Here is a 12,488-nt window from a genome sequence, read left to right as displayed (position 1 = left end):
CGCCGTTCGTACGAGGGCGAGGCGACCGCCGGGCCGCACGTGCGCCCCTGGTCGCGGCACGGACACGACGGGCGGTGCCCGGGGAACCGACGTCGGCCTCCCGGGCACCGCCCGCTCAGGACGGATCCCGCTACCTGACGATGACCTCGCTCACCACCGGCGTGGCCGAACCGTCGTTCCAGGCGAGCCGCACCGCGTCCGCGTGCGTCCCCGCGGGCGCGCGCAGGATCGTGACGGGCCCGTCCAGCGGGCCGATCGCCTGCCACGTGCCGTCGATCCGCAGCTGCACGTCGGCCCTCGACGCGGTCGCGTCGTCGGGACGCAGGACCGTCACCGAGGTCACGTCGCGCGGCGCCGGCCAGGTCACCGTGAGCGCGTCACCGGAGGCCGGTGCGGCGGCGGCCCGGTAGGGGTTCTCGGGCACGCCGTCCGCGGCGGCGGCCAGGCTGCTGCCGTCCGCCGCGGCCGGGCCGCCGCCCACCGTCGGCCGGTCGGGCCGTGCCACGGTGAACTCCCGCACCACGAGCCAGTTCTCCTGACCTGCCGTCGCACGGGCGCGCACGTAGCGGGCGGTCGTCCCGCTCGGCACGTCCGCCGTCCACGTCGCCTTCCCGGTGAACTCCGTGCCCAGCGCGTGCCACGTGCTTCCGTCCGACGAGTACTCGAGGACGCCCCGGTGGAGGTAGTCCTCGGTGCTGCCGGGCTTGCCCATGGCCACGGTCACCGCGCCGAGCTTCCGCTCGCCGCCCAGGTCGACGCCGACGCTCTCGCCGACCTGCGGCGACCGGCTGCTCCAGAAGTACGTGGAGTCGTCGCCGTCCGTCATCCGGTCGGCCGTGTTGCCGTTGTACACCGGAAGCCCGGTCGTGGCGGTCGGCTGCGGGGCCAGGCCGAGCAGGGCGTTGGACGTGTCCCGCACCTTCGCGAAGAACGGGTCGAGCACGCCCTCCCCGACGACCACCGGCACCTTGTTGCCGTTCAGGTCGGTGTAGCGGAACGACTTCGCCTCGGCGACCAGGCCGGGCAGTTGCTGGCGCAGGGTCCAGGCCGCGGCCGTGTGCCCGGCGCGCTGCTGCGCCAGCATGCGGGTCGCCGCGATCCCGGCGACACCCCACGCCTGCGCCGAGTCCAGCCACGGTCCTGCATCGTCGACGAAGCCCTGCTCGACGCCACCGCCGCGGATGGTCGCCGGTGCGTCGCGCAGCGCGGTGAACGCGGCCGTCAGCCGGGACGCCGGAACCGAGCCCGCCCAGAAGCCCTGCACCAGGGCCGAAAGCTCGGGCGCCTCCGTCGAGTTGAGGGGCGAGCTGTGGTTGACGTCCGTGAACGTCCGCAGCGCCCGCTCGACCTCCGCGTTCCCGCCGGCGGCCTCCCGTACGGCACGGGTGTAGGACGCGTCGGGGTCGTACGCCGAGTCGTTCCACGTGTAGTCGGCGACGGTGTGCAGGGCGAGCTTCGACGCGTACGGCTGGATCATCGGGTTGGCGGTGATCCCGGCCAGCTGTTCGGCGAGGCCCTTCTCCCGGCCGACGAACGGGCCGAGGAAGAGACGCCCGGTCGCGTAGTCGTTCACCGGGTAGTTGTCCCAGGTCAGGATCGGGTGCCCGAAGACGGCCCTGGCCCGCTTCGCCTGCTCCACCGTCATCGTCGGCGCGACCACGCCCTCGCCCGTCCACTCGACCAGGACGTCCTTGTCGAGCTGTCCGGAGAGTGCCGTCTTGTAGGGGGACGAGGCGGTGTTGTAGTACTCCGTCGGCACCATCTGCAGGGGCAGGGCGCCGTCATGGGTCTTGATGAACCGCTGGTTGACGCGGTTGAGCAGATACGCCTGCGCCTGCCCGGCTGCGCCGCCACCGGTGCCCCACTTCGCCTTGTCGGCGTCGCAGTTCCAGGCGGTGTAACTGATGTCGTCCAACGGTACGGCGAACTGCCGCACCCCGATGTCCCACAGCGTCCGGAACTTGTCGGTGAGTGCTTGGAGGTCGGCGTCGGAGCTGTAGCAGACGCTCAGGCCGGGGGAGAGGGCGTAGGTGAACTCGACGTGGTTCGCGCGCGCCCGGTCCACCAACTCCTTGATCTGTCCGAGCTGTTCGGCCGGGTAGGCGTCGCGCCACTTGGCCCGCAGGTACGGGTCGTCCTTCGGCGAGTACACGTAGATGTTCATCTTGTGCGCGCCGTAGTAGTCGAGCTGGTCCAGGCGCGCCGCGTGCGACCACGGGGTGCCGTAGAAGCCCTCGATGACGCCGCGCACCGGTGTCGCGGGCCAGTCGCGCACGGCCAGGCCGCGCACCGTGGCGCCGGGGGACCCGCGGTGCGGCAGCACCTGGCGCAGAGACTGCGCCGCGTAGTACGTGCCGGTCGCGTCCGCGCCGGACAGGACGATGCGCCCGGCGCCGTCGCCGTGCGCCCTGCCCAGGGCGAGGACGTAGCCCTCGGCGGCGAGCCCCGCGGGGCCGTCGGTGTGCAGGGCGGCGAGCGCCGGAGCCGACGCGGGGTTCTCGGCGGGACCGCCGACGTAGACCGTCAACTGGCCGGATGTGGCGGGGGCTTGGCGCGACGTGGTGATGTGCCGGACGCCGGCCGCCTGCAGCGCGGCGGTGGTCAGCCGCACGGCGGCGGGGTCGGACGTCGCGCCGGTGACGAGCGTGACGGAGGGGGTGAGGGTGATCTGGTCCGTGCGCTGCTGTTCGGTGTGCGGGGTCGGGGTGATGACGGGCGGCCCCTCGTCCGGGCGGGGCCCGGCGACGGCCGGGCCGGAGCCGAACACGAGGGGTGCGGCGGCCAGGGCGGCCGCGGCGAGGACCGCCGTCAGGGACGTCCTGCGAGATCTGTGCTTCGTGCGGAACATGGGTGAGCCTCCACGGTTGGCACATGCTCTAGCGGACTAGACCACTTTGGTGATGCACTGTCAATGTTGCGCGGTAGAGCGGAACTTCGAGCAGTTTCGAGCAAACGGGGCCGACGTGGTCTTCGTCAACGGCGTGGGCGCCGAGGGCGCCGAACTGCCCTTCGGTGGCATCAAGCGCTCCGGATTCGCGGGCCCGGCAGGTTCCGCGCAACCGGAGCGCGGAGCACGGGGCGCGGAGCTCAGGCAGGACGTCGCGGACGGCGAACCGCCTGGCTCCGTGCTTGTTCGTGGTGCGCGCGCACCCTGGCCGGACTCGTCTCCCGCCGCCCCAACCCCGTCTGAACACACGCCACTTGGCGGCCCCTCGGCGACTTCGAGGCCTCGGTGTACGGCCGAATTCCGTCGCCGCCCGGCAAACATCGCCCGGGCGCGATCATCGTATCGAGCTAATCCTGGCGACTTTCCTTGGCTCGCGGCAGGAAGCGGGGGCTAATGTTCCCCCGGATCTGGACGGATTTCCAGGTTCTCTACATGTTTTTCCCTTTCTCTACACAACGACCTGATACGCGCATGCCCTGAGCAAGGAGAGCTCGCCCGATGACAGTTGTTGACTCGAGCCCCGATGCGCGAGCGGAGGTGCCCCGGCAGTCCAGCCTGGGCACGGCGGCCGCCCGCAACCTCGCCCATACGGCCAAGTCCGCCCCGCAGATGCAGGAGATCACCTCCCGCTGGCTGCTGCGGATGCTCCCGTGGGTGGAGACCCAGGGCGGGGCCTACCGGGTGAACCGGCGCCTGTCCTACACCGTCGGCGACGGCACCGTGGAGTTCGTGCAGGACGGCGCCCGGGTCCGGGTGATCCCCCGGGAGCTCGGTGAACTCGCGGTGCTGCGCGGCTTCGACGACGTGGACGTACTGACGGCCATCGCCGACCGGTGCGTACAGCGCGACTTCCGGATCGGCGAGACGCTCGTGGAGCGCGGCGCGCCCGCGGACCGGCTCCATCTGATCGCCCACGGCCGCGTCAGCCAGACCACCGTCGGCCAGTACGGCGACGAGATCGCCCTGGACGTGCTCGCCGACGGCGCCCAGTTCGGAGAGCACGCCCTGCTGGACGAGGACGCCCGGTGGGAGCACACCGCCACCGCCGAGACCTCGGGCACCCTGCTCACCCTGTCCCGCGCCGACTTCGCGGCCGTGGTGTCCATGGCCGCGAACCTGCGGGACCACATCGAGGAGTTCACCTCGCTCTCGCGCCGGCCGCAGACGCATCGCGGCGAGGCGGAGATCGCGATGTCGGCGGGACACACCGGCGAGCACGAGCTGCCCGGCGCGTTCGTCGACTACGAGAGCAAGCCGCGGGAGTACGAACTCTCGGTGGCGCAAACCATTCTGCGGATCCACACGAGGGTCGCCGACCTCTACAACGGGCCGATGAACCAGACGGAGGAGCAACTCCGCCTCACCATCGAGGCGTTGCGCGAACGCCAGGAGCACGAGCTCGTCAACAACCGGGAGTTCGGACTCCTCCACAACGCCGACTTCAAGCAGCGCATCCAGCCGCACTCGGGACCGCCCACCCCCGACGACATGGACGAACTGCTCTGCCGGCGCCGCGGCTCCAAGTTCTTCCTCGCCCACCCCAAGACGATCGCGGCGATCGGGCGCGAGTTCAACGCGCGCGGGATCTACCCGGACCACGTCGACCTCGGCGGCCAGCAGGTCCCGGCCTGGCGCGGGGTGCCCATCCTGCCCTGCAACAAGATCCCCATCACGCCCGAGCGGACCAGCTCGATCCTCTGCATGCGCACCGGCGAGAAGAACCAGGGCGTCATCGGCCTGCACCAGACCGGGCTGCCGGACGAGTACGAACCCGGCCTGTCCGTCCGGTTCATGGGCCTCAACGAGCAGGCGATCACCTCCTACCTCGTCACCACCTACTACTCCGCCGCGATCCTCGTGCCGGACGCCGTGGGTGTGCTGGAGAACGTACAAGTCTCCCGCTGGCCCAGGTAGCAGCGCCCAGGCAGTAGTTCGCAGTCGCCACTTCTCCGAGGAGCCCTCGATGCCCCTGCCCGCGCCCACACCGATCGCCGATCTGCAACGCATCCTGCGCGGCCCCAGCGGCCTGGGCACGGCGAGCCTGTACCTGACCCCGCGCGAGGAGCCGCGGACAGCCCCGGAGCCCGCGGCCGAGGGCCGGCCGATCCCGGGTCTCTACCACCATCCGGTGGCCGAGCCCGACCCGGTGCGGGTCGAGGAGGTGAGCCGCAGGATCAAGTCGTGGGCCCTTGACGAGGTTTCGCTCTACCCCGACGACTGGGAGGAGCAGTTCGACGGCTTCTCCGTGGGCCGCTACATGGTGGCCTGCCATCCCGACGCACCCACCGTCGACCACCTGATGATCGCCACGCGCCTGATGGTGGCCGAGAACGCGGTGGACGACTGCTACTGCGAGGACCACGGCGGCTCGCCCATCGGCCTCGGCTCACGCCTGCTCCTTGCCCACACCGCCCTCGACCCCGTGCACACGACCCCGGAGTACCAGCCGCAGTGGGCGCAGTCGCTGCACGCGGACGCGCCGCGGCGTGCCTACCGCTCCGCCATGGAGTACTTCGTCCAACAGGCGAGCCCCTCCCAGACCGACCGGTTCCGGCACGACATGGCCCGCCTCCACCTGGGGTACCTCGCCGAAGCCGCCTGGGCCGAGCAGGACTGCGTACCCGAGGTGTGGGAGTACCTCGCGATGCGCCAGTACAACAACTTCCGCCCCTGCCCGACCATCACCGACACCGTCGGCGGCTACGAACTGCCGGCGGACCTGCACGCACACCCCGCGATGCAGAAGGTCATCGCGCTCGCGGGCAACGCGACGACCATCGTCAACGACCTCTACTCGTACACCAAGGAACTCGACGCTCCCGGCACGCACTTGAACCTGCCCGTCGTGATCGCCGAACGAGAGGGCCTGACCGCCAAGCAGGCCTACCTCAAGTCGGTCGAGGTCCACAACGACCTCATGCACGACTTCGAGACCCATGCCGCCGCCCTGGCCGCCGAATGCCCCGTCCCGCCCGTGCAGCGCTTCCTGCGCGGCGTGGCCGCCTGGGTCGACGGCAACCACCACTGGCACTGCACCAACACGTATCGCTACAGCCTGCCGGACTTCTGGTAGGAAGAATGGACGCATCTGTGACCAGCACCGAACTCACCGCCACCGACGCCGCGTTGATCATCCCGAGCCCGGCGACTCCCTACCAGGGCGACATCGCCCGCTACTGGGACGGGGAGGCCAGGCCCGTGAACCTGCGCCTCGGCGATGTCGACGGTCTCTACCACCACCACTACGGCATCGGCGACGTCGACCACGCCGCCCTCGGCGACCCCGAGGACAGCGAGAGCGAGAAGAAGCTGATCGCCGAGCTCCACCGACTGGAGTCGGCGCAGGCCGAGGTCCTCCTCGACCACCTCGGCGACATCGCGCCCGGCGACACCCTGGTGGACGCCGGCTGCGGGCGCGGCGGATCGATGGTGATGGCGCACCAGCGCTTCGGGTGCAAGGTCGAAGGCGTCACGCTCTCGGCCAAGCAGGCCGAGTTCGCCAACCGGCGGGCCCGCGAACTGCGCATCCAGGACCACGTCCGCGCCCAGGTCTGCAACATGCTCAACACCCCCTTCGAGACCGGGCAGGCCGCAGCCTCCTGGAACAACGAGTCGAGCATGTACGTCGATCTGCAGGACCTCTTCGCGGAGCACTCCCGCATCCTCGAGGTCGGCGGCCGCTACGTGACCATCACCGGCTGCTGGAACCCGCGCTACGGGCAGCCCTCCAAGTGGGTCTCCCAGATCAACGCGCACTTCGAGTGCAACATCCACTCGCGCCGCGAGTACCTGCGCGCCATGGCGGACAACCGGCTCGTGCCGCAGGCCGTCGTGGACCTCACGCCCGCCACGCTGCCCTACTGGGAGCTGAGGGCCACGTCCTCCCTGGTCACGGGGATCGAGGACGCGTTCATCAACTCCTACAAGGACGGATCCTTCCAGTACCTGCTCATCGCGGCCGACCGCGTCTGACGCGCGGCCGCACCCGACCTGGGCGCGTGACCTCAACTCCGGCGTGGCAGCGCCTGTCGGGTCACGCGTCCAGGCGCACCGCGTTCCGGTGTCTCGTCGACCACAAATCCACTGCGGGACTTCCCGGAACGTTTAGGCTATGTCGGTTGTCCGGCTCCAGGAGCTGACAACCTCGGGCAAACCGGGAGTGGCACGGCGAACCCCCGGGCTGCCGCGGCCTTCGACGTGAGGACCCGATGGAAGCCACGCGCACGAACGCTGAGCTCAGCCTGCTCGATGCGGAGATGAGCGAACAGTTCGAGGAGCCTGCCTTCTTCACCGCGGGGTGCGCCGCGCAACCGCGCACCCTCGTCGACGTCCTCGACGCGACCGTGCGGTCGTACGCCGATGAACCCGCCCTCGACGACGGCACCCGCCAGTTGACGTACCGCGCACTGGCCGCCGAAGTGGCGCAGCTACGGCGCGAGCTCGACGCCGCCGGGGTCGGCCACGGCGACCGGGTCGGGATCCGCCTGCCCAGCGGCACGAACGAGCTGTACGTCGCGATCCTCGCGGTCCTCGCCGCCGGTGCCGCCTACGTGCCGGTCGACGCGGAGGACCCGGACGAGCGCGCCGACCTCGTCTTCGGCGAGGCGGAGGTCCGTACCGTCATCGGCGCCGGACACCGCTTCACCGTCGACAAGCCCGCCGACGTGCCGGCCGCGCGCCCGGGCCCCGAGGACGACGCGTGGATCATCTTCACGTCCGGCTCGACGGGCCGGCCCAAGGGCGTCGCCGTCAGCCATCGCAGTGCCGCCGCGTTCGTCGACGCCGAGGCCGCCCTCTTCCTGACGGACGACCCCGTAGGGCCCGGCGACCGGGTGATGGCCGGTCTCTCCGTCGCGTTCGACGCCTCCTGCGAGGAGATGTGGCTGGCCTGGCGGCACGGCGCCTGCCTGGTGCCCGTGCCGCGCTCCCAGGTGCGCAGCGGAGCCGACCTCGGGCCGTGGCTCGTCGAGCAGGAGATCAGCGTCGTCTCCACCGTGCCGACCCTCGCCGCGCTGTGGGAGCCCGAGACCCTCAACGACGTACGCCTGCTGATCTTCGGCGGTGAGGCCTGCCCGCCGGAGCTCGCCCAGCGGCTGGTCACCGAGGGCCGTGAGGTGTGGAACACGTACGGGCCCACCGAGGCCACCGTCGTCGCCTGCGCCGCCCTGATGACCGGCGAGGGCCCGGTCAGGATCGGACTGCCCCTGAACGGCTGGGAGTTGGCCGTCGTCGACGGGGACGGACGCCCCGTGCGCATGGGCGAGAGCGGCGAACTCGTCATCGGCGGCGCGGGACTCGCCCGCTACCTCGACCCCGAGAAGGACGCCGAGAAGTACGCGCCGCTGGAGTCGATGGGCTGGCAACGGGCCTACCGCAGCGGCGACTTGGTGAAGGCCGAGCCCGAAGGGCTGGTCTTCCTCGGGCGCGGCGACGAGCAGATCAAGCTCGGCGGCCGCCGCATCGAACTCGGCGAGGTCGACGCCGCCCTGCAGGCGCTGCCCGGCGTCGCGGGCGCGGCCGCCGCCGTACGCACGGCACGCGGCGGCAACCAACTGCTCGTCGGCTACCTCGTCACCCAGGACGGCTTCGACCGCGCGGCCGCCGTCGAGCGTCTGCGTGCCGAACTGCCCGCCGCACTCGTCCCGTTGCTGACCCCGGTCGAGGAACTGCCCACCCGCACCTCCGGCAAGGTCGACCGCGACGCGCTGCCCTGGCCGCTGCCCGAGGCCGACTCCGGCGGCGGCGCCGAGCAGTTGTACGGCACCGAGGCCTGGCTCGCCGAGCAGTGGAGCGAGACCCTCGGCATCCCCGTGACCAGCGCGGGCGACGACTTCTTCGCGATCGGCGGCAGCAGCCTCGCCGCCGCCCGGCTCACCACCCGCCTGCGCACGCGCTATCCGAGCGCCGCCGTTCTCGACCTCTACGAGCGGCCCGTCCTGCGCAAGCTCGCCCGCCGCCTCGAGAAGTCCGCGCAGGACGACGGCGCCGACCGGACCGTCGCCCCCGTGCCCGTCCGCACCCAGCTCGCCCAAGTGACCCTGCTGCTCCCGCTGTTCACCCTGGTCGGGCTGCGCTGGGCCGTCGCACTCGCCGCGCTCGGCGGCGTCCTGCACCAGTTCGGCGCCTACCCGTGGGCGCCGGCCGTCTCCTGGTGGCTGATCGGCGCGGGTGGCCTCGTCCTGTACAGCCCGCCCGGCCGGCTGTGCATCGCGGCGGGCGGCGCGCGGCTGCTCCTGCGCGGCGTCGCACCCGGCACGTATCCGCGCGGCGGCTCCGTCCACCTGCGCCTGTGGACCGCGGAGCGCCTCGCCGAGTACAGCGGCGCGACGTCCCTGACCGGCTCCTGGCTGGAGCGGTACGCCCGCGCGCTGGGCGCCAGGGTCGGCGCGGACGTCGACCTGCACTCGATGCCCCCGGTCACCGGACTGCTCAAGCTCGGCCGCGGCTGCGCCGTCGAGACCGAGGTGGACCTGTCCGGGCACTGGCTCGACGGCGACCGCCTGGAGATCGGCGCCGTCAAGGTCGGCGCGGGAGCCGTCGTCGGCACCCGCAGCATCCTGTTCCCCGGCGCCCGGGTCGGCAAGCGCGCCGAGATCGCCCCCGGCTCGGCCGTGCGCGGGCCCGTCCCGACCGGCCAGCGCTGGGCCGGTTCCCCCGCGGTCAAGCAGGGCAGGGCCAAGCGCGACTGGCCCACGGAGCGCCCGCCGCGCGCGGTGCACTGGCGCGCGATGTACGGCGCGACGGGCATCGCCCTCAGCCTCCTCCCGGTCGCGGCCGCCGTGCCCGCGCTGGGCGTCGCCCGCGCCCTCGTGCCCGCGGACGCCGCACTCGGCGGTGCCGTCCGCGGCGCCCTGCTCGCGCTCGTCCCCGCGACCCTGGCCTTCGGCCTCGCGTACGCCCTGCTGATCCTCGTCGGCGTACGACTGCTCGGCCTCGGCCTGCGCCCGGGAACCCGGCCCACCCACAGCCGCACCGGCTGGCAGGCGTGGACGACCACCCAGCTCATGGACCTGTCCCGGACGACGCTCTTCCCGCTGTACGCCGGGCTCGTCACCCCCGTCTGGATGCGGCTGCTCGGCATGCGCGTCGGGCGCGGCGCCGAGGTGTCCACCGTGCTCGCGCTGCCCGGTCTGACCACGGTCGGCGACGGCGCCTTCCTCGCCGACGACACGCTGACCGCGCCGTACGCACTCGGCGGCGGCTGGGTCCGCATCGGCCGCGCGGAGATCGGCCGACGGGCCTTCCTCGGCAACTCCGGCATCATCGCGCCCGGCCGCCGCGTGCCCGACGACGCGCTGGTCGGCGTCCTCTCGGCCACCCCCAAGAAGGCCAAGGAGGGCAGCTCCTACCTGGGACTCCCGCCGGTCGAGCTGCCCCGGGCGGCCGCCACGCGCGACGACAGCCGCACCTACGCGCCGGCCGCCCGCTTGAGGGCGGCCCGCGCCCTGGTCGAACTGTGCCGCACCGTCCCGGTGTTCTGCTCGGCCGCGCTCGTGGTCCTCACCCTGGCGCTGCTCGCCGCGGCCGCGCAGCACGGGCTGTGGCTCGCGGCGCTGCTGTCCGGGGCGGTCCTCCTCGGCGCGGGCGCGCTCGCCGCGCTCACCTCCGTCGCCGCCAAGTGGCTGCTCGTCGGGCGGCACCGCACCGGCGAGCACCCCCTGTGGTGCGCCTTCGTGTGGCGCAACGAACTCGCCGACACCTTCGTCGAGATGCTCGCCGTGCCCTGGCTCGCCGGAGCCGTCCCCGGCACCCCGGTCCTGAACCTGTGGCTGCGCGGGCTCGGCGCCCGCATCGGGCGGGGTGTGTGGTGCGAGAGCTACTGGCTGCCGGAGACCGATCTGGTCACCGTCGAGTCCGCGGCGAGCGTGAACCGGGGCTGTGTCCTGCAGACCCATCTCTTCCATGATCGGATCCTGCGGACGGATACTGTGATCCTCCGCGCGGGTGCCACTCTGGGCCCGGGCGGGATCGTGCTCCCCGGCAGCGAGATCGGGGCCCGCTCGACCCTGGGCCCCGCGTCCCTCGCGATGGCCGGGGAGTCGGTACCGGCGGACACCCGCTGGCTGGGCAACCCGATCGAGGCCTGGCGCCCCTGAGGCGGCGGGCCGCCGTCACCCGGCCGACGGGGACGGTACGGCGGCGCGTCGGACGAGGACACGGCAGGGAGCGGACCAGGCGTGAGCGGGCAGCAGATGACGGCACCGGACCCCTACTTCCCGGGCAACGGTGACCCCCGCTTCCGGGTGCACCGCTACGAACTGGACCTCGACTACCGGCCGGTCCCGAACCGGCTCGAGGGATCGGCGCGGCTCAGCGCGATCGCGGGCCGCGCCGCGCTGAGCGAGTTCCAGCTGAACCTCGGCGACTTCCGCATCGGCCGGATCCGCGTCGACGGCCGCGTCCCGCACTACACGCTGCGCGGCGGCAAGCTGCGCGTACGGCCCGCGAAGCCGCTCGCCGCCGGGGCCGCGTTCACCGTCGAGGTGCACTACGCCGGCAACCCCAAGCCGGTCAACAGCCCCTGGGGCGGCCTCGGTTGGGAGGAGCTGACCGACGGTGCGCTGGTCGCCAGCCAGCCGGTCGGGGCACCGTCCTGGTACCCGTGCAACGACCGGCCCGCCGACAAGGCCGCGTACCAGATCTCGGTCACCACACCCTCCGCGTACCAGGTGGTGATCGGCGGCCGCCTGCTCACCCGTACCACCAGGGCCTCCACCACCACCTGGCTGTACGAACAGCCCGCGCCCACGTCCAGCTATCTCGTCGGCCTGTCCATCGGCAAGTACCAGACGGTGCTGCTCGGCGACCCGGGGCTCAGCGGGGTGCCGCAGACCGGGCACGTCCCGGCCCATCTGCTCGCCGAGTTCTCCCGGGACTTCGCCCGCCAGCCGCAGATGATGGGGCTCTTCGAGGAACTCTTCGGGCCCTACCCCTTCGGGGAGTACGGCGTCGTCGTCGCCGACGAGGAACTCGACGTGCCCGTCGAGGCGCAGGGCCTCTCCCTGTTCGGCGTCAACCACGTGGACGGCGCCCGCGGTTCGGAGCGGCTCGTCGCGCACGAACTCGCCCACCAGTGGTTCGGCAACAGCGTCACCGTCGCCGACTGGCGGCACATCTGGCTCAACGAGGGCCTCGCCCGGTACGCGGAATGGCTCTGGTCGGAGCGTTCGGGCGCGCGTGCCGCCCACGAACTGGCCGGTATCTCCCACCGCCGGCTCGCCGCACAGCCGCAGGACCTCAAACTGGCCGACCCGGGCCGCAAGTCGATGTTCGACGACCGGCTCTACGAACGCGGCGGCGTCGCCGTGCACGCGGTGCGCTGTGCGCTCGGTGACGACGCGTTCTTCCGGATGCTGCGCGAATGGGCCGTCGTCCACCGGCACGGTGTCGTCAGTACGCAGATGTTCGCCGGGCACGTGGAGCGGTTCGCACCCGGGCCGGTGGACGAGCTGTTCGACGACTGGGTGTACGGGACGCGCCTGCCGCCGCTGCCCGCGGCCGTGCGATGAGCCGCGGTCGTGGGATCAGGTGCGGTCGTGGG

At 72.2% G+C, this 12,488-nt stretch carries 6 protein-coding genes; 5 read left to right on the top strand and 1 reads right to left on the bottom strand.

What is annotated here, in order from left to right; all coding sequences use genetic code 11:
• Positions 1-130: 130 nt before the first annotated feature.
• Complete coding sequence (locus ACIBUY_RS00125) at positions 131-2,848, bottom strand: beta-N-acetylglucosaminidase domain-containing protein (RefSeq protein ID WP_399151214.1); 2,718 nt, start codon at positions 2,846-2,848, stop codon at positions 131-133.
• 597 nt (positions 2,849-3,445) lie between these two features.
• Between ACIBUY_RS00125 and ACIBUY_RS00120 the strand changes: the two genes are divergently transcribed.
• The 5 genes from ACIBUY_RS00120 to ACIBUY_RS00100 all read left to right on the top strand — a co-directional run bounded on the left by ACIBUY_RS00120 (position 3,446) and on the right by ACIBUY_RS00100 (position 12,456).
• Entirely contained in the window at positions 3,446-4,861 is a 1,416-nt protein-coding gene (locus tag ACIBUY_RS00120; RefSeq protein ID WP_365562596.1) for a family 2B encapsulin nanocompartment shell protein, read from the top strand.
• The gene (locus ACIBUY_RS00115; RefSeq protein ID WP_365562599.1) at positions 4,821-6,020 is read left to right on the top strand and encodes a family 2 encapsulin nanocompartment cargo protein terpene cyclase; all 1,200 of its coding nucleotides are present in this window, start codon (positions 4,821-4,823) and stop codon (positions 6,018-6,020) included. Before ACIBUY_RS00120 ends, ACIBUY_RS00115 begins: the two co-directional genes overlap by 41 nt.
• Before the next feature lie 17 nt (positions 6,021-6,037).
• Complete coding sequence (locus ACIBUY_RS00110; RefSeq protein ID WP_399151213.1) at positions 6,038-6,919, top strand: geranyl diphosphate 2-C-methyltransferase; 882 nt, start codon at positions 6,038-6,040, stop codon at positions 6,917-6,919.
• A 236-nt stretch (positions 6,920-7,155) separates the two neighbouring features.
• Positions 7,156-11,043, top strand: coding sequence for a Pls/PosA family non-ribosomal peptide synthetase (locus ACIBUY_RS00105; RefSeq protein ID WP_365562603.1), 3,888 nt, complete (start codon positions 7,156-7,158; stop codon positions 11,041-11,043).
• A gap of 96 nt (positions 11,044-11,139) precedes the next feature.
• Complete coding sequence (locus tag ACIBUY_RS00100) at positions 11,140-12,456, top strand: M1 family metallopeptidase (RefSeq protein ID WP_399152131.1); 1,317 nt, start codon at positions 11,140-11,142, stop codon at positions 12,454-12,456.
• Positions 12,457-12,488: the final 32 nt, after the last annotated feature.

Source organism: Streptomyces sp. NPDC050085, from assembly GCF_044460595.1.
Classification (GTDB): domain Bacteria; phylum Actinomycetota; class Actinomycetes; order Streptomycetales; family Streptomycetaceae; genus Streptomyces.
The sequence above is the reverse complement of the archived record's forward strand: the minus strand, read 5'-3'. Positions and strand labels throughout refer to the sequence as shown.

Coding starts and splice junctions, on each gene's coding strand:
- ACIBUY_RS00105 (WP_365562603.1), top strand. CDS start 7,156: ATGGAAGCCACGCGCACGAACGCTGAGCTCAGCCTGCTCGATGCGGAG.
- ACIBUY_RS00100 (WP_399152131.1), top strand. CDS start 11,140: ATGACGGCACCGGACCCCTACTTCCCGGGCAACGGTGACCCCCGCTTC.
- ACIBUY_RS00120 (WP_365562596.1), top strand. CDS start 3,446: ATGACAGTTGTTGACTCGAGCCCCGATGCGCGAGCGGAGGTGCCCCGG.
- ACIBUY_RS00125 (WP_399151214.1), bottom strand. CDS start 2,848: ATGTTCCGCACGAAGCACAGATCTCGCAGGACGTCCCTGACGGCGGTC.